Genomic DNA, 26975 nt, shown 5'->3' with positions numbered 1-26975 from the left:
AAGGAAAAAGCAGTATGCGGCCGGAAAAGCGTTTAAATATCAGACTGTTGGAAGTGTTTATCGCAGTGGTTCAACATCAGGGATACTCTGGCGCGCAGCAGGAGCTGAACCTAACGACTTCCGCCATCAGTAATTACATGAGTGAGCTTGAAAGCCATTTAGGCTTTGTGCTGTGCCAGCGTGGGCGCTCCGGCTTTATGCTGACGGAAAAAGGCCAACAGTTTTTGCACCAAGCGATCAAATTGATGGATGAGATCGATCAGCTAGAACGCCACGCCGAAGCCTTAAAAGGCGATGTGGGCGGCACCTTTCGCATCGCCGTTTTGGATGCGACTGTCATGGATGACTCATTATCGCTTTCGAGCGTAATTCAGCAATTTAACGACCGTTTCCCAGCTGTTCACCTCAATTTGCAAATACGAAGCCCACACGAACAAGTGCAAGGTATTCTGAATAATCAGTTGGATTTGGCGATTGGTAACTTCCCCTCCAGTGTGAACAATGTGATCGAGGAAAAACTCTATCGCGAGCAACATTGGCTGTATTGCAGCGACCAACACCCGCTGTTTAACGAGCGAAAAATCCCGATGGATCAGATCACCCGTTATGGCTTAGTTACCCGCAGTTATTGGAATGCAGCCGACCTTCGAAAACGCGGCTTTGGCCACAGCACCGCCACAGTAGAGAGCATGGAAGCGCAATTAACGCTGATCCTATCTGGGCGCTATGTCGGTTACCTACCCGAACACTACGCTCAGATGTACGTTAAAGAGCGACGACTGCGCCCATTGCTACCGAGCGAGTTTGGTTACCAAGCGCCCTTTTCAATGATCTGTCGCCGTGGCCGCAGCCGTGAGTTATTTATCCGCACCATGCGCGAGTTGTTGATCAAGCAAACATCGGAGAGGGCTAAATAAAACAAGGGCTCTTACGCCCTTTTCATCATGGCAAGCAACACCAAACCAATGATCATTAACACACTCGCCATGATTAATGAGGCAAGGTAGGTCCCGGTTTTTATCCGCGATAAAGCCCGCGACCATAGGCGCTATGATCTGCCCCACTCCATAACTGATGGTTAAGCGCGCCATTGCCTTAGCAGGATTAGCTGGAAAATACCGCCCCACCATCGATAAGGTTAAGCTGACGATGCCCACAAACGTCCCACCAAAGAGAGCAGCACTTATTAGATGCAGAACTAGATGGTCTGTGATCAGCGGGATCATAAACGAGATAATCTGGATCACATACGCCATCATCAAGGCATTGATATCGCCGAATCGTGTCGCGATACGATCCCATACAAAGGTGGATGGCAAGGCCGCAATACCCACGATGATCCACACCCAACCATCAAAACCATCGAGCGCAGGCGAGGCCTCCAATATGGCCACAATGAAGGTCGCGCTGATCACATAGCCAACCCCAGCACAGAAGTAGCTTAGCGTGAGATAGCGCATAAATCGGGCCGCCGGTGGCGCGGGTGCTGATCTTTGATTGGTGCTGGACACCTTTACAGGAGCTGGCATCCAACACCAAGCGGGAATCAAAAACACAAAGCCGACCACACCCAGCACCCACCATTGATGATCCCAACTGAGTCTATCGAGCATAAGGGAGCTGATCACACCCGAGGCGATAATCCCCAATCCCATACCCATAAAATGAACACCTAAAAGGGGTTTGTGGCCGTTCACAATTAGCCAGTTCATCACCAACCCAGACGCCAACAATAAGCCGGCGGTACTGGAAAAACCAGAGACAAAGCGCAGTCCACTCCAAACATAAAGGTTATCGGTCAACCCCATCGCAAACGTAGTGAGTAAGGCGACCCATAAATAGCCTCGATAAAGATGGTGCTTGGTATTTAGGGAGGTCAGCGTTGCGGCCAATAAGGCCCCCAGCAAATAACCAATGTAGTTAAAGGTCGCAAGCCAGCCACCGCCCAACTGCGAAAGCCCAGCGTTATCGACCATGACCGGCAGCATCGGCGTATAGGCAAAACGAGCAATACCCACGGTGAGTATCAAGGTACAAATGCCCGCCCAAATGACTCGCGCTTTGGGACTTATCAGGCTACTTCGGGACACAGACAGCATTATTGTTATTCTCTGTGAAATTTAGATTCAGTGTACTGGAAAGCCTACGCAGGGTATCAACAAATCATCTTTGCCAATACCGCTACAATCGTCCATAAGCAAAAGTGTCAAAGTACTGGTCAATACTGTTAAGAGATACGCGTGAGACACCACCTGATATAAGGAGATTCGATTATGAGCACGCAAAAACAGACCTTCGTCACCCTAGTCGGCAGTCTTAGAAAAGACTCCGTTAACGCTGCGATAGCCCGCGCCCTACCCAACCTTGCGCCGGAGCATGTTGAGGTAAAAGCACTGGGCTCGATTGGCGACTTTCCCCACTACAACCAAGATGTGCAGGAGCAAGAGGGCTTCCCCCAAGCGGTAACGGACATGGCCAACGCCATCCGAGAGTCAGATGGATTAATCATCGTAACCCCCGAGTACAACTACTCCGTGCCTGGGGTTTTGAAAAATGCGCTGGATTGGTTATCACGTGTAGACCCACAGCCGCTAGCGAAAAAACCTGTCGTCATTCAAACCGCATCCCCTGGCGCTGTGGGCGGTGCACGTGCGCAATATCACCTGCGCCAAATTTTGGTGTTCTTTGATGCGTATGTGCTTAATAAACCTGAAGCTATGGTCGGACAAGCCTTTAGTAAGATCGAAAACGGCACAATCACCGACGATGGCACCAAAGAATTTTTGGCCGGCCAGCTAAAAGCGTTTTCGGAATTTGCGGCTAAGGCTAATAAGTAGCTGTCTGGGTATTTTTAGAATCATGGGCGTTTTTTCAAGCGCCCATCTTTTTACGCCAACGGTTTTTCCAATTCCTGAATTTGATAGCCAAGCTCTTCCACTTTTTCGTTGAGCAGCGTGTGGGCATCGGATAAACCTTGGTTGTAGAAGTATGGCCCGACTTCTTGAGCTAGGAAGTCGATCAAAAACTCAGCTTCAAACCCGCCAATGTCATGGTCTAATTCCGATTCAAAATAGTCTTTAATTTTAGCCACCAGCCGCGCTTTATCGTCAGCTTGAATATTCACTTCAATGGTTTTCATAGTGTTCCTTGATGTCTGTCTGAATATCCGTAACAAAGGTATTCAGTGCTTTAGTTAACTGCCCAGAGAAAACGGCATGCTCGATAATGCCATCAGCGTCTAAATTCGTACCCAACAAGGGTATATTTACCTCCGCGCCATCCACCAATGTGGCAGACATGGTACGAAGCACCACCTTTAAACTGTCCATAGCATGATGTGCTCTGGGTGAGGTGTTGATTAACATTACCGGCTTGTAGGGAAACTCCTCCCCAGCCACCAGCCAATCAAGCGCATTCTTAAGCGGACCGCTGATACCATGGGCATATTCGGGGCTGGCGATCACAAGCCCGTGGGATTGAGCAATGTTGGCTTTCAGGGTAGCGAGCGCTGGAATATTCGACTCGTCTAAGTCAGGGTTAAATAAGGGCAGTTGACTGATATCCGCTATCGTTACTTGGATACCCTCTGGCGCAATGACCTTAAGCACGGACAACACCGCCGTGTTATAAGATTTTTGCCGCAAGCTACCAGAGAGCCCTAACAATTGAATTTGATCGCCGTTATTCATCCCTTTGGCCTTTTCCTGTCACTCTCGATATGAGTATTTTAACCCAATTCCAATCACACTAGGGTCATTATCAGTCTCGAATATCAAGACCTACCAATCAGTTAGGTAAACCGTTAAACCTTCTTTCTGACTGTAAAGTTAAATCATAATAAACCGTAATCATAATGACACGTAAATTGCATTTGATTATCATTTGTAATTCGTGATCCCTATAACCTGTACTCAGCCGTACACACTACCCTTTTTAGTCTTGCGTTTTTATATGTTCCCGTTGCCTATTCTGCTGAAGATACCACCCACAATAATGATGAATCGGTAGAGGTGTTACCCATCATCACCGTTCAATCCACGGGGGCTGACCAAGGCAGCTACATCACCCCAAGCACCAGTACCGCGACCAAGCTTGATTTAACCCCGCGCGAAACCCCGCAGACCGTCCAGGTCTTTACCCGCGAGTATTTGGATGATCGCAACATTGAGTCTTTCCAAGAGCTACTCGCGAACATCACAGGCGTGTCAGTTGCACGTACCGATGAGCGCCTTCGAGCAACCGCACGCGGGTTTGATGTGGATTACTACTTGATTGATGGCGTCCCGAGCACACTGACCTTAGGTGATGGCGACCCCGATTTGAGCTTGTATGAGCGTGTCGAAGTGGTTAAAGGAGCCAATGGCTTAATGACCGGCGCAGGAAGCCCGTCCATCGGTTTGAACTTGATCCGCAAGCGTGCCAAAGATGATGAGTTTACCGGCGAGGTATCGGCATCGGCCGGTTCTTGGAGCAGCTTAGAAACACAAGCCGATCTGTCCGGCCCGCTTAATGACGACGCGACGCTGCGTGGCCGGGTGTTTGTGAAAGCCTCTAAGGAGGATTCCTTCATGGACATGTACGAGCGTGAACGCCGTATCGTATATGGCACGATGGATTACGACCTTACCGACGATGCGACCCTATCGGTTGGGGCCTCGTATCAAGAACTGGAACGACGTGGTGTTCGCTGGGGTGGATTACCGGCGTTCTACACCGATGGCACGCGCACGGATTTTAAACAGTCCCTTACAGTTACCTCTGACTGGACGTACTGGAATATGGATTCGACCGAATTTTTCGCAAACTACCATCAGAATCTCTTCGATGATGTAAGCTTGAACGTCTCCTATGATTTTCGCCGTGACGAGATCGACACCAATATCCTGTACATTGGCGGTCGAGTCGATAAAGCCACCAACACAAGCGATGTCGCGAATGCGTCCGTCTACAGTGATAAAGACACAACGGATGAACATAACATTGATCTCTTTATCCAAGCGCCTTTCACCATCGCTGATCGAGATCAAGAGCTGGTCATCGGTGCCAGCTGGAATAAGCACGAGTTAAAAGACGCCATTTACGGTGGCTCCTATTACACAGGCCAAAATGTCCTGAATGTCGACGCCATCTATTACAGCAACATGAATACCGAATTGGTCATCCCCATCGATCGCGCTTTTAAAACGGACCTCAACCAAACCACGCAGGTAGCTGGGTATATCTCGGGTAAATTCCACATTCTGGATCCGCTAAAAGCGGTGGCCGGTGTACGTGTGACCAGCTGGAAATACGAGGCCGAAGACACCAACCGCGATGGCAGTGTTGCCGACACACGTAAGTTTGACGAAGTTACGCCGTACGCGGGTATCATTTTTGATTTTCATCCCAACTACTCTTGGTACGCCAGCTACACGAGCATCTTTAAGCCGCAAACTCGCAAAAATGAAAATGGCCAATACCTAGACCCTATTTTAGGTAAAAGCTACGAAACCGGCATCAAAGCGGACTTCTTTGATGAGCGTTTAAACGCCGCTGTCTCGGTATTCCGAATTGAGCAAGACAACTATGCTCAGTTATTGCTGGATGACACCGGTGCCAACGTTAAAGTGAAAGATAGCCAAGGCAACCCAACCGCCGAGAACGCTTATTACGGTGCTCGTGGTACGGTAAGCGAAGGTGTCGAATTGAATGTTCAAGGTGAAATCAACGACCACTGGAGCGTAAACCTAGGCATTGCCAACTTTGACGCAGTGGATGCGAACGACCGCGCGGTCAATACCAAAAGTGCTCGTACAACGGCCGATCTGTTCGTTAAATACCGGAATGAAACCTGGTTTGCGGGTGCAGGCGTTAACTATTACAGCGACATTTACGAAGGGTCCGGAGCAAACCGGATCGAACGTGGCGACTTGTATTTAGCCAATGCCATGTTTGGTTACCACCTAGACGAGAACTTTACCGCCCAACTCAACATCAATAACCTTTTTGATAAAGTGTATTACGAAGGGATTGGCTCAAACACCATGAACTACGGCCCACCACGCAGCTTTACGCTTGCCATGAAGTACCGTTTCTAACCTAGCAAGATGTGTTGAATCCGCACACTTAAGGCGGATTCAACACACTTGGATTAATTCGCTACCAACGACTCCAAACTCGCGGCCAATTGATAGCGCTCATCCGCTTCTGGGTATGATGGCTCAAGTGGAATATCGGCCATTCGATCATCCTGATCGTTAAACGTATCCAATGTTTATATCCTTTAAACATTAACGAAGTTGACTGTCTTTACTGCCACGTCGGTTGTAAAGGGAGGATTTAACTTCCTTACCCTCGATCGCTGACTGGCACTGGATGCAATAGCGTACTCTGGGTAACGCTTTTCGTCGAGCCTCGGGTATGGGCGCATCACACTCTTCGCAAAATTCAGCGCTCTCGCCTCCACCGATTTTGCTGCGCACAGCGGCTACCGCATCCTCGATGTTAGCATCTATCTGTTCTTGAACCGCCCCATCCGGAGCCCAACCTGAGGCCATTAGTTACTCCAGTATTCTAGTGAACCCGACTTTTAAGCGCAGCAAAATTTAGTATTAACAGATAAAATTAATACCGATCACGCGGATTGTCTAGTCAGCAAAGTCCCTTGTCGTTTTAAGGCTTTAATACGTCGGTAGGTATGACATCAATAAACCATTTTGGGTGCATTTCTTCAAAGTCTGTTCGAACATTTGAAGGCAGATAACTGGCCGAATCCAAAACAGATGCTTGGCCATCAACCCGTTTAAACACGACCCAATGCCAAAAGTGCTTGCCACCTTCTTGATGATGTTTAATCGAGAGTAACGCAACATCAGGCAAATCAGACCAAGTCGTAAAAGGGATTTCATTCGGTGATGTCTCCACCCCCCGGGAGCTTAACAACTCCCTGACATACGCTGTATCCGACCACAATGATTTATCTTCTGCAAAGATCCCCATTGCGTTTGCGATCTCTTTCATTTCTGAATAGGACTTACCTAAAATCACAGCAGCCGAAGCGATGCCGCAGCCTGTGGCTTCTTCTTGAATAACGGGAGCCAAGTTCATGAATATCAAAAACCACTCTTATGGAAGACAAATAAAAACACCTAAGGCACTAGGTTCGACTCTACCCAGACTATCTGGCGGTGTACAATAATTAGGAAATATCAACACCTTGAGCAATTAATTGACTTTTTATCTCAGTGGGCAACCCTGAGCAATCACTGACCTCTTGAAGATTCAAATGTAATAAGGGGGAAAAGTCACTAACATTACTCAGATCCAACAACTGCATGCTTTCTAGATTGGTTAACGCTTCAATGCCAGCTAAAGAGGTAAGGTCAAAATCATCCCCTTCGCCATCCCAGTTTGGCATGACCATAAAATGGGTATGGCAACATTCATTGGATAGTAATGTAACTTTCAGAAGCTGCTAGGTAGAAATATCAATAGCTAATAATCGATCTTTGACCTCTTGAATACAATCAAACCATTCGTATTTTGGGTTATCCCCGTAAACGAGACTGTCCAAGTTTAAAGCGGAAATACGATCTAGTTGGTGCTTAATACTCTCGTCCGTGTGATACACGGTCACCGAGCATGAGCAATTTTAGGTGCTCGTTCTTCATTTTGATTCCATTCTTAACAATTCACTCAGCTGATTTTCCCTTCTCTTGCAGATAGAGAACAAGCAAGGATTATACCTTTGAAGTAACATAGTATCTGAATATCACGACTTGAAGCAAAATTACCGATCCAAAAAAGACCATAGAATCTATGCCGAGCAACATCGTCATGAAAGCGCACACAACCATAGCTGTAGCAATGTACGCAAGATAACTTCCCTTGGTGTAATTACAGATCATCCAATGAACAGGAAGTCCAATAAGTAGCCATCCTATAGCAGAGACGAATAGATAAACCAATGAAAATAAGCCTAAAAAAGATAAAAGCCCATGCAAACCTACTATAGTTATAGAGAAGCCAAAATGAAAAGCGATGACACAAGCGGTCACTGCACCAACGATTAAGATGCTTTTGATGATGGCGGTATCCCAGCGACCATGTGACATACATGAATTCCAAAAAAACTATTTATCAAGCTGCCATTCACGATAGCTTGGAATCCCGTCAGCATCGAGCCACTCAACATCATGACTGGTCCAGATATGAGCTTCTGGCCTTTGGCCCGGATCTTCATCCAGTGTTGCTACACGCAAAATTACATGTGGCTGATTCGGTTTTTCGGCCACTAGATGTGTTCCGCACACCGAGCAAAAATGCCTTAGCTTTCCTTCGCTGGATTCAAAGCTCGAAAGCATTTCCTCCCCACGTAGCCACCTGAAGTGCTCACGCAACACACCTGCCGTAGGTGCAAAAGGCGCAGCATGCGCTTTACGACATGTTGTACAGTGACAAAAGATGATGGGCATATCAATCGAGGATACTTCGTACTCGATCGTCCCGCATAAACAGCTTCCTTTCATGGGTTTACTCCTTCTTTTTAAAACGAACTCGTCAACTTTAAGCCGAAATAAATATGCACTTACCCAATTTCACCACACATATCTATTCCCGCCTATTTCCTTTAACAAAAACACATGTAGCTATTGCTTTAGCCGCAAGCTTTCTTTTTTCATTTAACACCTCAGCCTGCAAAGTTATATGAGAAGAGATAGGTCGAGATCAATCGGGGACAAAACGAGGACACTCGTTATCAAACCAACCATGGCTCAGATTCTTCCTTAAGCTACATCTTATGTACCTGATACTAGTACATTTTCCTCAAATGACCAATGTGAACACCTGCCGACTTTAGCCGCATTACTGCAACAATATGTATCAACACCCACATTCTGCATACACATCAAAGCTTTACTCAATTTAACCACTTACGCATTGATCCAATCCCCCCCACTCCGCATACAATAGACACACCATTCGCTGTCACATCGGCAAGATTAAGGACGCATCATGACCCAAGGATCTCTGGCTAAGGATCTGCACCACAAGCTGATCGAAGAGGAAGACGCCCGCGCGTGCAAAGCCATCGACGAGAAAGCCTGCCAAGAAATCCCCGGCAACTTTTTGTTAACCATCATCGCTAACTTCTTTTCTAAACTCGGCGATGCCGTATCCAACCCCAAAATCGTGCTGCCCTGGATTATGCAAACCATTGGCACACCACTTTATTTGCTTGGTTTTTTAGTCCCCATTCGGGAATCCGGTTCGATGATTCCGCAATTGGTGATTGCCGGTTACATCCGCAAGATGGAGATCCGCAAATGGGTTTGGGTCGCTGGTAGCGTACTGCAGGCGCTGTCGATGGGGGCGATGGGGTTTGTTGCATGGACGATGGAAGGTGCCGCCGGAGGTTGGGCCATCATTGGCTTGTTGGTCGTCTTCAGTTTGGCACGCGGTTTAAGCTCGGTGGCCTCTAAAGATGTGTTGGGTAAAACCATCCCTAAAACTCAGCGCGGCAAGGTCACAGGCTGGTCAGCCAGCGTGGCGGGGTTAATCACCTTAGGGTATGGCGCTGTCCTCATCTTTACCCCGAAGGAGGATTTTACCGCCGCCATCTACGGCGCCATGTTGGCCGCAGCCGGTGTGTTCTGGATTTTAGGCGGACTTGCGTTTGCCCGTATTAAAGAGTTTCCCGGTGAAACGGATGGCGGCAAAAGCGGCTTTATCGAGGGGCTTAAACGCATCTCTATCCTTAAAACCGATAAGCCGTTTCGCAAGTTTGTTTTCATTCGGGCCTTGCTGCTCTGCTCTGCCCTGACCGCCCCCTACTATGTTGCGCTGGCGCAGGACTCGTTAGGTTCCCCCGCTTATCTGTTGGGTATGTTTGTCTTGGCCGATGGCGCGGCCAGTTTACTGTCCGCCCCGTTTTGGGGGCGTTTTGCCGATGCCTCTAGCCGCAATGTGATGATCTATTCGGCCGTCATTGTAACTCTGCTGGGCGTGGTGGTGTTTGCGATTGATCTGATCAATGCGGAGTGGTTCAAGACCATCTGGCTGCTGCCTGCGGTGTATTTTGTGCTGAGCATTGCCCACCAAGGCGTTCGCATTGGCCGAAAAACCTATGTGGTTAATCTAGCCGAGGGGAATAAGCGTACAGACTATGTATCTGTCAGTAATACCATGATCGGGATCATTCTGTTGATCATGGGCTTGTCGGGTACGTTATCTACCGTTCTGAGCATCCCCGAACTCATTTTAGCGCTGTCATGTCTTGGCGCAGTTGGGGCGCTGCTTGGCCACACGTTACCGGACGTCGAGAAAGAGAGTTAACCATGCCCACAGCCCAATCATCGAACGCGAAACCCCAAACAAGCCCTCGTGTTCGATGGCTGTGGCGCTCTATGTTAGCTACTCTTTTACTCGGCGTTGTTACAGGGTGCAGCCTTATGAAGCCCGTTGATGTCCTCAACTTTTTTACCCCCTCTGGCAGTTACAACTCCAACACTTATGCTTTTGGTGAAGACCCTCGCCAACAGCTCGACCTGTACCTACCCGACACCAAAACCATCGATAAGCCCCTTGTTGTGTTTGTTTACGGTGGCGCGTGGAAGATGGGAAATCGCGATGAGTATGCCTTTGTCGCCCAAGCTTTCACCCGGTTGGGCTACCCCGTGATGATCGCCGACTACCGCCTGTACCCAGAAGTGACCTACCCCGCCTTTGTCGATGACATTGCCAACGCCATCGCCTTTATTGAGCACAACAGCACACTGACTGGCTTTACACCAAACCAAGGCATGATCTTAGTCGGCCACTCATCTGGGGCGCACACGGCTGCATTACTCGCCACGCAGCCAGATCGACTAACAAATGCGGGCGTTACACTGCCATTAGTGGGTTTTATCGGGTTAGCGGGGCCCTATGATCTTCCATTGGATGACCCCGAGGTAAAACCCGTCTTCCCGAATGTGACGGATAACAAAGCCAACCCGGTATTGAGTGTTACTCACGATATGCCACCGAGCTTGATCATCCACGGTGCTAAGGATGATCGGGTGTTACCCAAACATTCCAAACGCTTTGCGAAAGCCTTAGAGGAGCACGGTGTACCCGTAACTCTTCAACTACCCAAGGATTTAGACCACGTAAAAGTGGTGGCCACGCTTGGTGCGCCGCTGCGGTTTATGGGCCCAGTGTACGATGATGTCACCGCCTACTTATCCCAATTAGAAGAGAGCCAGCGCCAGATTTCAGGGAACAAGAGCGCCCAATAGTGGGTCACTCTTAGTAAGTATCATAATGATCTGAAAGGATTTCTTCATGGATATGCGCAACATAGCGGTGATCTACAACCCATCGGCCGGTACTTTGTTACAAAACGATGGGATGGATTTTGAGTCCTTTTTGCAAAGTCAGGTCGCGGATTACGCCAACATTGCCGTGACCCCGATCCAGTTTAACCCCGACAAGCTCGACGCCATTAAATCCCGCATCACCAGCGATGAGTTTAATGAGGTATGGGCCGCCGGTGGTGATGGTACTGTGATCTCCACGGCCAAGATGCTTAAAGATACGTCCAAACCTTTGGGGGTCATCCCAGGTGGCACTATGAACTTGCTGGCCCGCGATTTGGGGATGTCTTTGGAGCTCGACCGTGCCATCCACCAGCTTATCGAAGGGCTGCCCGATTACATCGATGTGGCCCTCCTGAATGATGAGCCTTTCTTTTGCATCGCTAACATCGGCTTATCCACCCGCTTAACTGAAAAGCGCGAATCCCTGCGCCGATTGCCGGGTTGGATTCGTTGGCCACGCGTAGCCATCGAAACCGTACGCAGCATGTTTGTATACCCACCGTTTCGACTCACGCTCAGAACCCAAGACAGCGAGATCTACACCCGCACACGCGCCCTTTCCATCAGCAATAATCCTTTAGGGGATTCGATGGGGCTTATCCCAGAGCGCTTTGGTTTAAACGATGGCCTGTTAGGCGTGTACATCACCAAAAGCCGCAGCCTTTGGACGCTACCGCGACTCGTTTTAAAGTTTATCAATGGCACATGGAAAGATGACCCGGACTTGATCAACATCGAGACCGACCACGCCACGCTTACTATACGCGGTAAACGAGAGATGAAAGTGATGATCGATGGTGAGCTGCACACCATGAGCCCGCCCTTTGATATCAAGATCATCCCAAACCGTTTACATGTGATTAAACCCAACACCCGAACGACGGAGGCCGCCGCATGATCAACTTGGTGCACTTATCGGATGTCCATTTTGGTCGAGAAGTCCCAAAAGTGATCAATGGCCTGACCGAGGCCCTACACGAACTGCAACCCGAGCGGGTCATCATCAGTGGGGATTTAACCCAACGGGCCAAGCATTCAGAATTTACCGCATTTAATGAGTTTCGGGATTCACTGCCAGCGCCGTGTTTCATTGTGCCGGGTAACCATGATTTATCAGCGCACCGCTTAATCGAACGGTTTATCTACCCATGGCGCAAATGGCGACGTTATGTGAATGCCGAACTTGAACCAACACTCAGTACCGATGATTACCTTGCGATCGGGAAAAACACGGCACGTCGCATGGGCTGGTATATGGATTGGTCCCGAGGTCGAATCAACGATGGTCAAATTGCCGATGTGCACACCAAGGTCGATGCCGCCGATGAGCACCAATTACGCTTTTTAGTCGCCCACCACCCATTCTGGCTGCCCGCTACTTACGAGTTTCGTCGCCTAATTGGTTCACGAGACGAGGCACTGGAAGAGTTTTCAGCGGCAGGCTTGGATATGATCATGAGCGGTCACGTGCACATGGCATACGCTGAAGTGGTCAAAGGCGTGATTATCTCCCACGCCGGGACGACGCTTTCCGACCGCTTACTGCCTGATCAACCCAACAGCTTTAACCGCATCACAGGCAATCGAGATCATCTGGTGATTGAATTGTTTGAATGGAACGGGGAGCACTTCGCCTCGCACTCCCAACAGCACTTTAAACGCACAGAGCATGGATGGACACGAGAAACCGTTAACTAATCTTTTTATATCAACTAATTAGCTAACGGATTTAACACCACTTATCAGGCATGACAATCAGGATTAAACGGTGCAACAAAACGTAGCCACAGATAACCTAAGACGCCTGCAACAACCGTTGCCAGCATCACAGACAGCTTCGCATCCAACAGGGATTGACCGCCTTCACCAAAGCTTAATACCGCGATAAACATCGACATGGTAAAGCCCAATTCCAGCCAAGAGTGCTAAGCCAAAAATCTCCTTAAAACGTAGGTTTTTGTTTAGCTGACCAATGCCAAGCTTCACGATTACCCACGTAAAGGTAAAGATACCAAGCGGATTGCCCACCACCAAACCAAAGAACACACCCCACGCAATGTTGGCATCAATCATTGAGGCGAACGCGTCTTGATTTACCGTGGTGCCCGCGTTCAAAAACGCAAACAGGGGGATCACCAACAAGCTTACCGGTCTGTCCAGTAGGTTCTCCCAGATGCGCAAAGGCGTCCACGTCAATCTCGCTTTTCTCTGGATCGCCTCCAGCACTGAACCCTTCTGCGCATCGCCTAAAATACCACGCTTATCCCGTGGGGCATCACTGGCAAGGCGCTCATCGATTTTGCCCGCCACCGAGTGCATCACTTTGGCCAAATACCCCGGATGCACCTTAGGCCTTACCGGGATGTCCAATGCAGCAAGCACACCCGCCATGGTCGCGTGAACACCAGAATGCATCACACAAAACCAAAGCCCTAACGAAAACACCACATAGAAAAACGGCCCGCGAATGCCCAATCGATTCACCAGCACCAAACTCAATAAACAGATGGCAGCACCGGCTAAGTAATTCCAGAGGATTTGATCTGTATAAAAGAGCGCGATCACAATCACAGCGCCGATGTCATCGACAATCGCCAACGCTACGAGAAAGACTTTGAGACTGGGGTTTACCTTAGACAACCTGCTCGTAAACCGTTGCCCAAGGCGAGTTGGCGATGATGAGTGCAGCAAGTGTTGCCCCAAGCAGTAGGACAGCACCGGTGGTTTGGCTTTTAACAAATTTCGAAAAGGGTTGTTGTACAAAACGCGAGAAGGATTGCTCAAGGGGTGGTCTTATATCGCAATCCGGAGTTGATTCGGGTGTTTTATCCATTTAACTCATCCACCCTACTAAGCTGATGATGCCCACGGTACTTCTCCTTTTAGCGGCTAATCTCCTTTATTAGCCGCTTTGTCGATCAAAAAGTTCCGGTGGGCATCTAAAAAGGCTTAGCACATGTTCATCGCTTCACATTCATCGATGAACACGACTGTGCGATCTTTGATCAGTTGACCTAACTGACGAGTGGCAGGGCCGGAGTAATCCTGATCACTGTAGATCAGGTACAGCTGCTCGGTACGCTCACCGCCCGCTTCTAATGGCAGCGGTTTTAACCGTCCATCCGCTAACTCTTCGCGGATCTTCCCAACAGGAAGCCAGGCGTACCCCATCCCCGCAATCGCGGCCTGAATCGACAAACCAATGTGCGAGACGGTTAAGCGCTTTTGCGCGCCAAGCCAACCGCGGTTTAAGCCCCCTTTTCCTGAATCCATCACCACCAACTGGCGATGAAAACGAAGGTCATGCAGGTTAAGCTCCCGATCCAGATGGTGCAGCGGGTGATCCGGTGCGGCTACAGCCCTAAGCGTCACGTTCATTAATGGTTCGCCTAAAAAACCTGGGGGGACACGTCCACCAATCACTAAGTCGGCCGAGCGGCTGATAAGTGCATCTTCGCTGCCACTGAGTACGGTTTCGCGCCATTCGATACGCGTCATAGGACTTGTTTCGATAAAACGATCCATGATGTCGAGCATTAAGCACTGCGGATACAAGGAGTCCATCGCGACAGCAATTTCGGGCTCCCAGCCGGAGGCAAACTGCTCTGCCACGGATTCGATCTGTTCGGCTTCTTGGATTAAGGCGGTAGCTCGGCGATAAAGGGTTTCACCGGCCGATGTCAGCGTAGCCTTACGTCCCGAAATGGTAAAAACGCGGACGTTTAATTGCGTCTCCAACTTTTGAATCGCGTAGCTTACCGACGACTGGCTTTTGTTCATAAACTCGGCTGCCTGAGCATATCCCCCTTGCTCGACCACGGCGATTAACGCTGCCCACTGCTCCAGCGTGACATTCATGTTGGCTCCTAAGTAATTGATCGACAGTTGTCGTTGTTATCTATTTTTTCGATATTAAAGCGCATATTTTCCCGATTTTTAATCTTTTTCATCAATCTATAATGGATTCCAAGATTAAGACACACCGACATCGAAACTGTGTACGCCGAAGGCCTGAACATGGGTGAAGAGCAAGCCGCAGGTGCGACAGCACAAGCCAAAGAAGCGATTAAAGCGCTGGTATAAACCGCACGACATGTTTTAAAGGGTGCACGTTGTGCACTCTCGCAAGACTTAAAAGCAGTAGGAGGTATCAACAATGGGTTTACTGGTAAACGGCCAATGGAAGGATCAGTGGTACGACACTGAAACAACAGGCGGCAAGTTCGTCCGGGACACCGCCTCCTTCCGCAATTGGGTTACCCGCGACGGATCAGCAGGAGTCAGTGGTACTGACGGCTTTAAAGCCGAAAAAGACCGCTACCACCTGTATGTATCCCTCGCCTGCCCTTGGGCACACCGAACCCTCATCGTCAGAACACTCAAAGGCCTTGAGTCTTTCATTGATGTGAGTGTGGCTCACCCCTTTATGGGCGAGTACGGTTGGTCATTTGAGAGCGATTTTGAAGGTGCAACGGGAGATCCACTTTTCAAACATCAGTACCTGCACCAACTGTATGCCGCGTGTAAGCCGGATTTCACAGGGCGCGTCACTGTGCCTGTGTTATTCGATAAACACACGCAACAGATCGTCAGCAATGAATCCGCGGAGATCATCCGCATGCTCAATTCTGCGTTTAATGATCTGATTGCGAAAGATAAAGCCGAACTCGATTTATACCCGCACGCATTACAGGGCAAAATCGACGATCTTAATGATTGGATTTATGACGACATTAACAATGGCGTTTATAAATCTGGCTTTGCGACGGAGCAATCCGCGTACGAGCAAGCGGTAGATCCATTGTTTAACGCGCTGGATCGAGTGGAGTCGATTCTGAGCACCCATCGTTACCTCACCGGTGATGCGTTCACCGAGGCCGATGTGCGACTCTTTACAACCCTGATCCGGTTCGATGAGGTGTATCACGGTCACTTTAAGTGCAACCGCAGACGCATGATCGATTACCCCAACCTCTTTAACTACATCAAAGAGATCTATCAGATGGGCTCGATCGCCAAGACCGTGAATTTTGATCACATCAAAACACACTATTACACCAGCCATACCATGATCAACCCAACTCAGGTGGTTCCAGTTGGGCCTGCGGTGGACTTTACCGAGCCACACAACCGAGGTGAATTATGAGCGCACAACGCAAAGTAGCACGCTTAATACCGGCCGTTGACAGTCAGGATGGCGCAGGTGTTAAGTTAAAACGCAGTATCGGCCGCAACCAACACGCACGTGTTGACCCGTTTTTAATGCTGGATGCCTTCTCATCCCTTAATCCGGATGATTACATTGCCGGGTTCCCGCCACACCCACACCGTGGCTTTGAAACCGTGACCTATATGATTGATGGCCATATGATCCACCGTGACCATATGGGCAATGAAGGCGACTTGAAATCCGGTGGTGTGCAGTGGATGACCGCCGGTCGTGGTGTCATCCATGAGGAGCGCCCGCAACTGACCGACGGCCTTATGCGCGGTTTTCAGTTATGGGTTAACCTGCCCGCCGATGAGAAGCTAAAACCTGCGTATTATCAAGACATCCCAGCGGAGCAGATACCGACCGAAACCCTCGACAATGGGGTTTGGGTTAAAGTGATCGCAGGTTCTTTAAACCTAGAGGGCGATACCTTAGACGGCCCAATCGCCGACATCACCGTTGACCCTTTGTACGTGGACGTAAGCATCCCAAAAGGTGAAACCATCGAGATCCCACTAAAGGATGGGTATCACTCGGTTGTTTACCCCTTTGAAGGCGATGTATTGGTGATCAGCGATAAGGAAGAAACCGTTGCGCATCATACGGCGTCGGTGCTTACCGATGAGGGTACGCTTAGCTTAAAAGGAGGCGAGCAAGGCGGACGTGCACTGGTGCTCTCTGGCAAGCCAATTAAGCAACCTATCGCTCAGTATGGCCCCTTTGTGATGAACACCATGGATGAGGTCGAGCAAGCGATTCGTGACTATCAGGCCGGAACTCTGACCGACTGAGCAGACCAAAAAAAGCCGGGCAATAGCCCGGCGAGTTAGAAAACTAACTAAAGCCTATTCTATTTCGGCAAGCTCGCCGAAAAATCCAGCATTCTTTGCAGTGGTTTGCGGGCATCTTCAATTAAAGAATCATCCACAAACACCTCACCTCCACCGGTTTCGAGCGCCGACACAATGTTGTCTAGGCCATTCATCGCCATCCAAGGACAGTGTGCACAGCTTCGGCACGTAGCACCGCTGCCACCCGTTGGCGCTTCAATAAAGCTTTTATCCGGTGCCGCTTGCTGCATTTTGTAGAAGATGCCACGGTCGGTCGCCACGATAAACTGCTTGTTAGGCAGCTCTGCTGCGGCTTTGATCAACTGCGTGGTCGAACCCACCGCATCGGCGATCTCAACAACAGATTCAGGGGATTCTGGGTGAACCAACACAGCCGCATCTGGATAGACTTTTTTCATATCCAGAATGCCTTTGGCTTTAAACTCTTCGTGTACGATGCACGAGCCATCCCACATCAACATGTCGATGCCCGTTTCACGGCGCACATAATCACCTAAGTGCTTATCCGGCGCCCAGATGATCTTCTTACCTTCATCGGCCAAGTGCTCGGCCACTTTGAGCGCAATGCTGGAGGTCACTACCCAATCCGCGCGCGCTTTTACCGCTGCAGAGGTATTGGCATACACGACTACTTCGTGATCTGGGTGTTGATCGCAAAACGCGGAAAACTCTTCGATAGGACAGCCAATATCCAAAGAGCAAGTCGCTTCTAAGGTTGGCATCAAAATGCGTTTTTCTGGGTTAAGAATCTTGGCGGTTTCGCCCATAAACTTTACGCCCGCAACGACTAAGGTTTGCTCGGGACGTGTGGTACCAAAACGTGCCATTTCTAACGAGTCAGAGATGCAGCCGCCGGTCTCCTCGGCTATCTCTTGTACGATGGCGTCGGTGTAATAATGCGCTACAAGAACGGCGTTTTTCTCTTTAAGGAGGGCTTTGATTCGATCCTTATAACGGTCGATTTCGGCCTGATCCATCTCTTGCGGCAAGTGTTCTTGCGCGAAATGTTCCTGAACCAGAATACGATCAGAAATTTGCTCTTTGCTTAACATACGGGTTCTTTGCCAATCATTATAATACTTCGGCAATTATACCACGGAAACCGGCGCTGTAATTAGAAAGCCCCCACCGAGTGAATCGAGTGAGGGCTTTGAAAGGGTTAAGTTACCTTAGGTTGTAGAAGATCCGCTTAAAGGTGGCCTGCGTTGTAGAGGCCCTGCTCCGCTTCTGGTGGCGGCGTCCACTGGTAGATCCATGTTTCGGTCAGTGGATGCCCATCTGCCTCAAGGTAGACGCGCAAGTTAATCGGCTCGCTGGAATCTTTAGGCGGTACCAGATCAAACATGGCTCGGTAGCCATCGACCGAATGCTGCGGACGAGCCGAGGTGATCTCAACACGGCCAGAGGACGTGGTGATCACTGGTTTCACTTCAACATCCTTACCCAGCATGGGCAAGCTGCCGCCAGCAAAGTCGATCACAAAGCGTTTACTGAAATATTTGCGCTTCTGGCCAATGACACCACCAAGCCCTGTAAAGGTATCCACCACGGTAGCCTTGGTCGGTCCGTAAGGTGGCTCGCCGCCCCAATGCAGTTTATAGCTGTATAACAGCTCGTTTCCGGCTTTAACGGGCTCTTCGGGGTTCCAGAAGGCAACTATGTTATCGAAGGTCTCATCCACCGTTGGGATCTCGACCAACTGCACCGAGCCTTTACCCCAATCACCGATGGGCTCAACCCAAAGGCTAGGTCGCTTCTCGTAAAAGACGCCATCATCTTGGTAATGATCAAAATCGCGGTCACGCTGCATCAAACCAAAACCTTTCGGATTATTGTCTGCAAACGCATTAAAGCGCAGATAACGTGGGTTATTCAGCGGACGCCAAATCCACTCACCACTGCCGGTCAGCATGGCTAAACCATCGGAGTCATGGATCTCAGGACGCCAGTCATAAGCCATGCGCTTATCATTCTCGCCCACCATGTACATACTGGTCAGCGGGGCTACACCCAAGCGTTCAATGTCCTTACGCGGATAGAGCGCCGCATCCACCCGCATCGTCAAGCGCGGGCCTAGTTGAATATCAAAGCGATAAGCACCGGTGACACTTGGCGAGTCCAGCAAGGCATAGACGGTTGTGGTATCACTGCCCTTAGCGGGTTTTTCGAGCCAAAAATGCGTGAACATCGGGAACTCTTCCGCCCTTGGCAACGCGGTATCGACAGCTAAGCCACGTGCCGACAAGCCGTACTGCATCTCTTTACCAACGGCTCTAAAGTAACTGGCCCCTAAAAAAGCGACCACATCACGACTCCAGTCCGTTTGGAACTGCATTCGGAAGCCGGCAAACCCTAAGTCCGAGGGTAATTGACGCCCTTTTACCCCCGAATCCCCATAATCAAAATTAGAGGTGCTGTAACGGATCGGTTTCACCTTGCCATCGATCACCTCTGCCATCTGCACAGGCGCTTTAAAGAACAAGCCTAAGTGGAAAAACTCTGTGCGGAATGCCGAATCATCTTTGGACCAAAGGGCTTTGTCTTTTTTGTAACGCAGCTCTTGGTAATCATCCCAACTCAGATCACGAATGGTCCAAGGCAATTCCTCATCAAATGCTTTGTAAGGCTCAGCCGCTAGCGTACGGGCTTGGCCTTTGATCCATGCATAGTCGAAGGACTGGCCTTTTTTCGGTTCCAGCTCAACGTCGTAGGCAAAAACAGAAGAGGAAGAAAGCAGCGCCGAAAAGGTGAGCGCAGAGGTGATAACCGTTTGATGAAGCAGCCTAGAAAATTCCATAGCAGAGCGTGTTTCCCAATGAATGTCATCGTTTGAAACGCCAATCTACCATTGGTTCAAAAAAACGGTTAGCGATTTTTAAAAGGGGTTAACACAAAGGCGTTAACCCACTTTGGATAAAGCCATTTAGCAAAGTTTTGACGGTTACTTTGCGGACAAACCCTTATTCATAAAGGGTTTGATCGGCAACGCCTGCATCCACAAAACCTTTGGCACGTAAGCGACAGCTGTCACAAACGCCGCACGCGAGTCCCTCATCGTTGGCCTGGTAGCAGGAAATCGTATCGGAATAGTCGATGCCCAAGCGATGCCCTTCACGGATGATGTCCGCTTTGGTGAGCTTCATCAATGGCGTGTGGATTTTGATAGGATGACCACTGACACCCGTTGCGGTGGCTAGATTCGCCATTTTCTCGAAAGCTTCGATAAACTCAGGACGGCAATCTGGGTAGCCCGAGTAATCAACAGCGTTGACACCGATAAAGATCGCATCCGCAACAAGTACCTCGGCCCAGCCCAGTGCCAATGACAAAAATACCGTATTACGTGCAGGCACATAGGTCACGGGAATGCCGCTGGTCTCCTCATCCGGTACTTCAATGCTGTGGTCGGTTAACGCCGAGCCACCAAAATCCTCAAGATGCAGACGGATCACTCGATGCTCTTTAGCGTCTAACTGAGAAGCCACTTTACGTGCTGCATTAAGTTCTGTCAGGGAGCGCTGGCCGTAATCAAAGCTCAACACATAACATTCGAACCCCTGATCTTTCGCCATGGCCAGGGCTGTTGCCGAATCCAATCCACCGGACAATAAAACAACGGCTTTAGGCTTAGCAGTACTCATGATCTTTACCTTTTCTCTTCGTGGTAGGCTGTAAACGAAAACAGGCGGTAAAAACCGCCTGATGAAGCTTGCGTAACTTGGGGTGCGATTTTACTGTAACGCGCTTTCGGCCAAACGAGCTGCAGAGCTTTCCGGATACTCTTTAACAACACGCTCCATAAACGCAAAGGATTTCGCAGTATCCCCTTTCTGTTTGTACAGTATACCCAACTTATAAAGCGCATCCGAGGCTTTCAAGCTGTCTGGGTAATTTTGCACCACATTTTGGAATTCTGATTCGGATTTTTCCAAATCGTTGGTGGCTAAGTACAGCTCACCCAACCAATAATGCGCATTTGGAATCCGCGCGCTTTGCGGGTAACGGGTCACGAAGGCGTTAAAGTCTATAATCGCCTGCGGGAATTGACGCTGGCGAACCAGATCAAAGGCCGCTTGGTAATCCGCTTTATCATCCACCGCGGCTGCGGCTTGACCGCCCGAGGTATCGGATTCTGCTGCCGAACCTTGTTGATCCAGACTTTGACTTGGCGCATCGGCCGAATCAACCGCTGGGTCTTTTGGCAGCTCGTCACCCGTAGCATCTGGGTCTGAAGCCGAATCTGGATTTGTATCTGACAGCGCAGCGCCACCGATACCCAAATCCGCATTCGGATTATCAGGGTCGAGGCTTAACGGATCAGCCGAGGATCGCATCAACTCACTGATACGACGGTCCAGATCGCGATAGCGCTCTTTCTGTTGGTTTTCTAATCGATCAATCGTGAACTGCTGAGATTCAACTTGGCCACGCAAACGGCGCACTTCATCTTGAAGCTGTTGAACAGTGATCAGCAATTGACTGCTTTGGGAAGGAATACGACCAGCCCCTAAATCGGAACTGCCAGGATTCACTTGAATGACTTGGACGTCCTCAGCGAAAGTGACCGAGGCATACGCCCCGGTCATCAAAGCTGCGGAGAGGATCCACGCTTTGGTCTTTTTCATTAGCGAGAAGTGTATTTCAGTTCTACTCGACGGTTCTGAGCCCAAGAGGAATCACTAGAACCCATTACCACTGGTTTCTCTTCACCGTAGCTGATGGTTTCAACCTGAGAGGCTGCAACACCATTGATGGTCAAGAAACGCTCGATCGCCTTAGCACGACGCTCGCCCAGTGCCATGTTGTATTCACGCGTACCGCGCTCATCCGCATGGCCTTCCAGACGCACAGCAGCGCTTGGGTGTGACGCCAAGTACTGAGCATGAGCTTCTAAATCAGCAACGCTGTCGCCGCGTACAGAAGCTTCGTCGAAATCGAAGTAGAAGATTGTTTTCAGGTTAGCAACATCGATGTCGCCGCCCATTGAAGAACCGTTTACACCCGCACCATTTCCAGCGCCGTAAACGTCTGCACCGGATTGTGAGCCAGCACCTGCGGTACCCTCTTCTGAAACCGTGTTAGGTGAACTACAACCCACGATCCAAGCAACAGAGGCCGCTAGGGTAAGTGCTTTAAAAGCTTGAGATGCGCGCATGATAACTCCTGATAAAAATAAGGTTTACTACCTTGTGTTTTAGGTTAACTTACTCATTGAAAAGGATTATTGCAAGTAAGGAGACCAAGCAGGTTCTCGCACTTCACCTTGCGTGTTCGGCATGACAAAGCGCACTCGTCCATCCAGTGACACACCCGCCAACACCCCTTTACCACCTTTTTTGGTTGCGTACAGTATAATACTGCCGTTCGGGGCGATGGTTGGTGACTCGTCCAATGAGGAATTCGTCAGTACATCCAATCGATTCGTTTTCAAATCTTGTACCGCTATGTGGAAGCCTTGACCATCTTGATGCACCATCGTTAAAAAGCGGCCATCTTGGGTTAGGCGTCCACGACTATTGTACTTACCGTCGTACGTTAAGCGTTTAAGCTCACGGGTCGGCAAATTCAAAGAGTAGATTTGAGGCAATCCGCCACGATCCGATGTGAACAGTAGAGATTGACCATCAGGTGACCAGGTTGGTTCAGTATCGATGCCATAATGATGGGTCATTCGATCCAGTTGGCCGGTCGCCAGTGTTAAAACGTAGATCTCTGGGTTGCCATCTTTCGACAAAACCAACGCCAGTTTATTGCCATCCGGCGACCATGCCGGAGAGCCGTTCAGCCCTTTAAAAGACTGCACCTTCTGGCGCTTACCGGTTGCAAGGTGCTGTATGTAGATGGCTGGGCGTGTGCTCTCGAAAGAGACATACGCAAGCTTGCTACCATCTTGAGACCAAGCCGGCGACAGAATAGGTTCTTTAGATTGCAAAATCGTACGTGGACGCGCACCGTCCGAGTCCGACATGATCAATTTATAGCTAAAGTTGTTAGGCCCTTTCATTTCGGACGTCACATAAACAATACGCGTCGAGAAGGCACCTTTAAGACCGGTGATCTTTTCGAAGACCTGATCCGCTAGGTAGTGCGCCACATCACGCAGATTATCGGCACTGCCAGAAACCGTCTCACCCCAAACGCGCTGTTCTTTAAGCACATCGTACAACTCAACCGTGGCCTGTACCTGACCGTTAGCACCCGGGTCCATATGACCGATCACAATGTAGTCATTGCCCGATACGCGCCAGTCACGGAAAAACACTTCGCTGCGCTGCGAGGGTGTCCCGAGCATATTGGCTCGATCCATCGTTTTGAAAAAGCCGCTTCGCCCCAAATCATCGGAGATGATTTTAGAAACGTCTTCACTCAGCACAACGCTGTTGGCTTTGAAGGGCACTACCGCGATGGGTGTTGCACCATCCACCCCTTGTGTGACTTCGACAGATAGGTCAGCCTGCGCCGCCAAAGAGGCCAGAGCCAGACAGATACCAAATAACCACTGTTTCATTCTGTTCACCTTCAAATTACCATCTTAAACCTTCGGGTCGGAAGGTTACCCGAATTCGTCTTAATTCGCGATCAAACACCACTGGGTCGATTTGCTTAGCCAACGCGAAAGGTGCGGCTCTAAATACAGCGTTTTCAGCAGAGCGATCAAATCCAGCATCACCACTGCTTTTCAACACAGAAACACTGTCCACTTCACCCGATGGGAAAAGCCTAACTTCGACTACTGCTTCCATACCGTTACGTGCGGTTGCTGGACGAATCCACTTTTTATCTAACTCATTTTGAAAATAGGCAGCAAAGGACGCAACCGTTTTTTCTGCAGCTTCACGTGCTGCCTGACGACGCGATTCAGCAGCCGCTTTCTGCTTGGCTTCAGCTACGGCTTTTTCTTCAGCGATGCGCTTGGCTTCTTCAGCTTTACGTTTTTTCTCAGCGTCGGCTTTTTGCTTCGCTAAACGCTTTTCACGCTCGGCTTTTTCTTGGGCCGCTTTTTTCTGATCTGCCGCGGCTTTTTGCTTGGCGTCTTCAGCCGCTTTCTGTTTTGCCGCATCCGCTAGGGCTTTCTGTTTTTGCTCAGCTTTCGCTTTGGCTAACGCCTCTTTGGTGGCGTCCATCTTGGTTGCACAGCCATCAATCAGCGATTTTTCGGTTTGGCTATCTAACTTAGCCTCTTTCACTTGAGCTACACACGCATCCACTGCTTGCTTCTTAATTTTGGCTTGCTCAAGCTCTTTTAATCGCTGCTTTTCTGATGCTTCTTTCGCCTGTTTTTCGGCCAGCGCTTTGGCTTCTTCTTTCGCCTTTTGTTCCGCCGCCTGTTTCTCTTTTAGCACTTGCTCGGCCTTTTTCTGTTCAGCGGCGGCTTTGGCTTCTTGCTCTTTTTGACGCTGATCTTCAAGACGTTGCTCTTCTTCGGCTTTCTCCTTCGCTTCTTGCTCGGCCGCTAGACGTTCTTGCTCCGCTTTTTTCTGTGCCGCTTCTCGTTTTTGTTCGGCTATTTGCTGCTCGTTGGCTTTGACTTGCGCCAAGCTGTTCAAATCCACCATGGTCGCTTGAATGTGACGCGGGGTTTGACGTGGGTCTTCCCAATCACCAATCCAATGGGGGATCAACAGCAACGCGATGGCAACGTGAACCAATAAGGCTAATGCGGTTGGTAAGATATAACTGCGAATACCCACGATTAACCTATTCCGTTACCAACCCAACGCTGGCAGCACCGGCTTGTTGCATCAGCGCCATCAGATCGACGACTTTGTCATAATTAACGTTTTTATCGCCGCGCACCAATAAAAGCTGGTTAGGCGTTTCGTTTAGGATTTTCTGCAAACGCTCGAAAACCACTTCACGCTCCAACGGGTCGCTTTCCTCCCCGCCGATGTTCATGTAGAACACCCCTTCACGATCCACGGTAACGATCACAGGCTCTTGGTTTTGCTGATCAACGGGGTCAGCCGAGGCCTGCGGTAAGTCCACATTCACCCCTTGCGTTAACATAGGCGCTGTTATCATAAAGATCACTAACAGCACCATCATTACGTCAATATAAGGGACGACGTTGATATCGGCGTTGAGTTTACGCTTTTGTCGTTGACGTCTTACCATACTGCACCACCTTTTCTGCTGCTCATCTTCACACTCCCCTTACAGCGGAGAGTGAATACGGCGATGCAAAATGGACGAAAACTCTTCTGCAAACGTTTCGTAATTGCTTAGTAAGGTTTCGGAGCGAGCCGAGAAACGGTTATACGCTACAACAGCAGGGATCGCCGCAAACAAACCAATCGCGGTCGCCACCAAGGCTTCAGAGATACCCGGCGCAACGGATGCCAAGGTCGCTTGATGGACGTTAGCTAAACCACGGAATGAATTCATAATCCCCCATACGGTACCAAAAAGACCGATGTAAGGGCTGGTCGAACCAACGGTTGCCAAAAACGGCAGATGCTGGTCGAGCTTTTCCTCTTCGCGAGCAATCGCAACACGCATGCTGCGCTGAACCGCATCCATCACCGCATCTGGGTCATAGTTCTTTTGCTGAGTCATGCGGGTGTATTCTTTTAGGCCCGAGCAAAAGATATGCTCTGCGCCATCTTCGGCATCCGCACTGTCACTGAGTTCACGATAAAGCTGACCTAGATCGACACCCGACCAGAAGCGGTCCTCGAATGAGCGTAACTTTCGTTGAGCTCGACGGTAAACTGAGACACGTTGAAAAATAAGTACCCAGGAAATAAAAGAAGCGGCAACCAAGATCGCCATAACAATCTGAACGACCAGGCTGGCATTGACGACCAGACTCCAAATCGAGAGTTCTTCACCCACAATCTATCTCCACAACAACTCCGAATCTCGGAGAACAACTTCCATTGGCCATGCGCCAAAAACCATTAGTGATAGGAGTCTAGGGGCGAACAAAAGTTCATCAGGGGCAATCGATTTCTGATTGCACATGCCATAAAACAGGCAGCATAAGGATGGGTGCGCGCCCTTGCTAACTCCGTGTTTGAGTGGCACACAATATCAGGCGCGTAAATTTATACAAGATGACAAGGCACCTCCAAAGAAAATATATTTTCGCCGGAAGGTAAGCCGTTTAAGCGGTGTGCGTGTGCGAGTTTTCTTTCTCAAACTCCGCCTGACACACTAAGCAGCGAAGGGTCACCGGGTTTGCATTGAGGCGGTTTAATTCGATGGATTCGCCACACTCAATGCACTCACCGTAGTGCCCCGAATCCAGCCTCGACAGTGCTTCATGACACGCTTTAATCTCGGTTAGCTGACGGTTAAGATCGGCACGGGTCAGCAATGAGGCCCAATCTCGGTCGGCCTCTTCGGCTCGGTCGTTGACTTCGCTGCGATCCACTTCGCGTGAGTACACCTCGCGAGGCTTAAGCTCATCGAGCAAGCTTTCCAGTAATTCTTCTATTTCTTGGCGAAAGGCTTTAAGGCGCCGATGCGTAAATTGCGGAGACATAACGCTTCTCATTTCTAAAAGTACAAGAAGCATAACGAGAGACAAGGCTCAAAGACATGAGCCTCATCAACAAAACACACACTTTT

General features: G+C 49.6%; 31 protein-coding genes. 9 read left to right on the top strand and 22 right to left on the bottom strand.

Features of this window, described 5'->3' with window-relative positions; all coding sequences use genetic code 11:
- Positions 1-14 precede the first annotated feature (14 nt).
- Positions 15-917, top strand: a complete 903-nt coding sequence (locus tag ACXAF9_RS02465) for a LysR family transcriptional regulator (protein WP_475069916.1) — start codon at positions 15-17, stop codon at positions 915-917.
- On the opposite strand, the gene ACXAF9_RS02460 is transcribed toward ACXAF9_RS02465, so the two are convergent.
- Complete coding sequence (locus ACXAF9_RS02460) at positions 858-2099, bottom strand: YbfB/YjiJ family MFS transporter (RefSeq protein WP_475069912.1); 1242 nt, start codon at positions 2097-2099, stop codon at positions 858-860. The two genes, ACXAF9_RS02465 and ACXAF9_RS02460, sit on opposite strands and share 60 nt — an antisense overlap.
- 174 nt (positions 2100-2273) lie before the next feature.
- Between ACXAF9_RS02460 and ACXAF9_RS02455 the strand changes: the two genes are divergently transcribed.
- Positions 2274-2837, top strand: coding sequence for an NADPH-dependent FMN reductase (locus ACXAF9_RS02455; protein ID WP_475069908.1), 564 nt, complete (start codon positions 2274-2276; stop codon positions 2835-2837).
- A 50-nt stretch (positions 2838-2887) separates the two neighbouring features.
- On the opposite strand, the gene ACXAF9_RS02450 is transcribed toward ACXAF9_RS02455, so the two are convergent.
- Together ACXAF9_RS02450 and ACXAF9_RS02445 are read right to left on the bottom strand one after the other, a co-directional pair.
- On the bottom strand, positions 2888-3139 hold the full coding sequence (locus ACXAF9_RS02450) for a DUF2164 domain-containing protein (protein ID WP_475069906.1): 252 nt from the start codon (positions 3137-3139) through the stop codon (positions 2888-2890).
- Entirely contained in the window at positions 3126-3689 is a 564-nt protein-coding gene (locus ACXAF9_RS02445) for an NADPH-dependent FMN reductase (RefSeq protein WP_475069904.1), read from the bottom strand. The genes ACXAF9_RS02450 and ACXAF9_RS02445 overlap by 14 nt, the downstream gene beginning before the upstream one ends.
- Positions 3690-4010: 321 nt before the next feature.
- On the opposite strand from ACXAF9_RS02445, the gene ACXAF9_RS02440 reads away from it, so the two are divergent.
- Positions 4011-6077: a TonB-dependent siderophore receptor gene (locus ACXAF9_RS02440; protein ID WP_475069902.1), complete on the top strand. Its 2067-nt coding sequence runs from the start codon at positions 4011-4013 to the stop codon at positions 6075-6077.
- Between the two features lie 192 nt (positions 6078-6269).
- Here the strand turns inward: ACXAF9_RS02440 and ACXAF9_RS02435 are convergent, their stop codons facing one another.
- The 5 genes from ACXAF9_RS02435 to ACXAF9_RS02415 all read right to left on the bottom strand — a co-directional run bounded on the left by ACXAF9_RS02435 (position 6270) and on the right by ACXAF9_RS02415 (position 8507).
- Positions 6270-6536 carry a DksA/TraR family C4-type zinc finger protein gene (locus ACXAF9_RS02435; protein ID WP_475069900.1) on the bottom strand — a complete coding sequence of 89 codons (267 nt, stop codon included), beginning with the start codon at positions 6534-6536 and terminating at the stop codon, positions 6270-6272.
- A 115-nt stretch (positions 6537-6651) separates the two neighbouring features.
- Positions 6652-7086, bottom strand: coding sequence for a hypothetical protein (locus ACXAF9_RS02430; RefSeq protein WP_475069897.1), 435 nt, complete (start codon positions 7084-7086; stop codon positions 6652-6654).
- A gap of 91 nt (positions 7087-7177) precedes the next feature.
- Complete coding sequence (locus ACXAF9_RS02425; RefSeq protein WP_475070325.1) at positions 7178-7447, bottom strand: DUF6892 domain-containing protein; 270 nt, start codon at positions 7445-7447, stop codon at positions 7178-7180.
- 271 nt (positions 7448-7718) lie between these two features.
- Positions 7719-8093, bottom strand: a complete 375-nt coding sequence (locus ACXAF9_RS02420; RefSeq protein WP_475069895.1) for a hypothetical protein — start codon at positions 8091-8093, stop codon at positions 7719-7721.
- 18 nt (positions 8094-8111) lie between these two features.
- On the bottom strand, positions 8112-8507 hold the full coding sequence (locus ACXAF9_RS02415) for a GFA family protein (protein WP_475069893.1): 396 nt from the start codon (positions 8505-8507) through the stop codon (positions 8112-8114).
- A gap of 487 nt (positions 8508-8994) precedes the next feature.
- Here ACXAF9_RS02415 and ACXAF9_RS02410 point away from each other — a divergent pair, with 487 nt between their 5' ends.
- From ACXAF9_RS02410 to ACXAF9_RS02395, 4 genes are all read left to right on the top strand, one after another.
- The gene (locus ACXAF9_RS02410) at positions 8995-10314 is read left to right on the top strand and encodes an MFS transporter (RefSeq protein ID WP_475069891.1); all 1320 of its coding nucleotides are present in this window, start codon (positions 8995-8997) and stop codon (positions 10312-10314) included.
- A 116-nt stretch (positions 10315-10430) separates the two neighbouring features.
- Positions 10431-11258 (top strand): alpha/beta hydrolase, encoded by an 828-nt coding sequence (locus ACXAF9_RS02405; protein WP_475069889.1) that lies wholly within the window; start codon positions 10431-10433, stop codon positions 11256-11258.
- Positions 11259-11304: 46 nt separating this feature from the next.
- Positions 11305-12237: a diacylglycerol/lipid kinase family protein gene (locus ACXAF9_RS02400; protein WP_475069887.1), complete on the top strand. Its 933-nt coding sequence runs from the start codon at positions 11305-11307 to the stop codon at positions 12235-12237.
- On the top strand, positions 12234-13037 hold the full coding sequence (locus ACXAF9_RS02395) for a metallophosphoesterase family protein (RefSeq protein WP_475069885.1): 804 nt from the start codon (positions 12234-12236) through the stop codon (positions 13035-13037). The genes ACXAF9_RS02400 and ACXAF9_RS02395 overlap by 4 nt, the downstream gene beginning before the upstream one ends.
- Before the next feature lie 44 nt (positions 13038-13081).
- On the opposite strand, the gene ACXAF9_RS02390 is transcribed toward ACXAF9_RS02395, so the two are convergent.
- The 4 genes from ACXAF9_RS02390 to ACXAF9_RS02375 all read right to left on the bottom strand — a co-directional run bounded on the left by ACXAF9_RS02390 (position 13082) and on the right by ACXAF9_RS02375 (position 15197).
- Positions 13082-13237, bottom strand: coding sequence for a Na+/H+ antiporter NhaA (locus tag ACXAF9_RS02390; RefSeq protein WP_475069883.1), 156 nt, complete (start codon positions 13235-13237; stop codon positions 13082-13084).
- Positions 13203-13979, bottom strand: a complete 777-nt coding sequence (locus tag ACXAF9_RS02385) for a Na+/H+ antiporter NhaA (RefSeq protein ID WP_475069881.1) — start codon at positions 13977-13979, stop codon at positions 13203-13205. Before ACXAF9_RS02385 ends, ACXAF9_RS02390 begins: the two co-directional genes overlap by 35 nt.
- Positions 13972-14172, bottom strand: a complete 201-nt coding sequence (locus ACXAF9_RS02380) for a Na+/H+ antiporter NhaA (protein WP_475069879.1) — start codon at positions 14170-14172, stop codon at positions 13972-13974. Before ACXAF9_RS02380 ends, ACXAF9_RS02385 begins: the two co-directional genes overlap by 8 nt.
- 116 nt (positions 14173-14288) lie before the next feature.
- A complete protein-coding gene (locus ACXAF9_RS02375; protein WP_475069876.1) occupies positions 14289-15197 on the bottom strand; it encodes a LysR family transcriptional regulator in 909 nt (302 codons plus the stop codon).
- A 298-nt stretch (positions 15198-15495) separates the two neighbouring features.
- On the opposite strand from ACXAF9_RS02375, the gene ACXAF9_RS02370 reads away from it, so the two are divergent.
- A complete protein-coding gene (locus ACXAF9_RS02370) occupies positions 15496-16485 on the top strand; it encodes a glutathione S-transferase family protein (RefSeq protein ID WP_475069874.1) in 990 nt (329 codons plus the stop codon).
- Positions 16482-17342 (top strand): pirin family protein, encoded by an 861-nt coding sequence (locus tag ACXAF9_RS02365; protein WP_475069872.1) that lies wholly within the window; start codon positions 16482-16484, stop codon positions 17340-17342. The genes ACXAF9_RS02370 and ACXAF9_RS02365 overlap by 4 nt, the downstream gene beginning before the upstream one ends.
- 59 nt (positions 17343-17401) lie before the next feature.
- Here ACXAF9_RS02365 and nadA read toward each other — a convergent pair whose 3' ends face one another.
- From nadA to ACXAF9_RS02315, 10 genes are all read right to left on the bottom strand, one after another.
- Entirely contained in the window at positions 17402-18454 is a 1053-nt protein-coding gene (gene nadA, locus ACXAF9_RS02360; protein ID WP_475069870.1) for a quinolinate synthase NadA, read from the bottom strand.
- Positions 18455-18591: 137 nt separating this feature from the next.
- A complete protein-coding gene (locus ACXAF9_RS02355; protein ID WP_475069868.1) occupies positions 18592-20199 on the bottom strand; it encodes an OpgD/OpgG family glucan biosynthesis protein in 1608 nt (535 codons plus the stop codon).
- A gap of 163 nt (positions 20200-20362) precedes the next feature.
- Positions 20363-21043: a 7-cyano-7-deazaguanine synthase QueC gene (gene queC / locus ACXAF9_RS02350; RefSeq protein ID WP_475069866.1), complete on the bottom strand. Its 681-nt coding sequence runs from the start codon at positions 21041-21043 to the stop codon at positions 20363-20365.
- A gap of 90 nt (positions 21044-21133) precedes the next feature.
- Entirely contained in the window at positions 21134-21988 is an 855-nt protein-coding gene (gene ybgF / locus ACXAF9_RS02345; RefSeq protein ID WP_475069863.1) for a tol-pal system protein YbgF, read from the bottom strand.
- A 38-nt stretch (positions 21989-22026) separates the two neighbouring features.
- On the bottom strand, positions 22027-22557 hold the full coding sequence (pal, locus tag ACXAF9_RS02340) for a peptidoglycan-associated lipoprotein Pal (protein WP_475069861.1): 531 nt from the start codon (positions 22555-22557) through the stop codon (positions 22027-22029).
- Positions 22558-22623: 66 nt separating this feature from the next.
- Positions 22624-23910 carry a Tol-Pal system beta propeller repeat protein TolB gene (gene tolB / locus ACXAF9_RS02335; RefSeq protein WP_475069856.1) on the bottom strand — a complete coding sequence of 429 codons (1287 nt, stop codon included), beginning with the start codon at positions 23908-23910 and terminating at the stop codon, positions 22624-22626.
- Between the two features lie 16 nt (positions 23911-23926).
- Positions 23927-25093 (bottom strand): cell envelope integrity protein TolA, encoded by a 1167-nt coding sequence (gene tolA / locus ACXAF9_RS02330; protein ID WP_475069852.1) that lies wholly within the window; start codon positions 25091-25093, stop codon positions 23927-23929.
- A 7-nt stretch (positions 25094-25100) separates the two neighbouring features.
- A complete protein-coding gene (tolR, locus tag ACXAF9_RS02325; protein ID WP_475069849.1) occupies positions 25101-25517 on the bottom strand; it encodes a protein TolR in 417 nt (138 codons plus the stop codon).
- A 39-nt stretch (positions 25518-25556) separates the two neighbouring features.
- The gene (tolQ, locus tag ACXAF9_RS02320) at positions 25557-26237 is read right to left on the bottom strand and encodes a protein TolQ (protein WP_475069846.1); all 681 of its coding nucleotides are present in this window, start codon (positions 26235-26237) and stop codon (positions 25557-25559) included.
- A 271-nt stretch (positions 26238-26508) separates the two neighbouring features.
- The gene (locus ACXAF9_RS02315; protein WP_475069844.1) at positions 26509-26889 is read right to left on the bottom strand and encodes a TraR/DksA family transcriptional regulator; all 381 of its coding nucleotides are present in this window, start codon (positions 26887-26889) and stop codon (positions 26509-26511) included.
- Positions 26890-26975: the final 86 nt, after the last annotated feature.

Source organism: Neptunomonas sp. ABH4_499, assembly GCF_056160565.1.
This window is presented reverse-complemented; position numbering and strand designations above follow the sequence as displayed.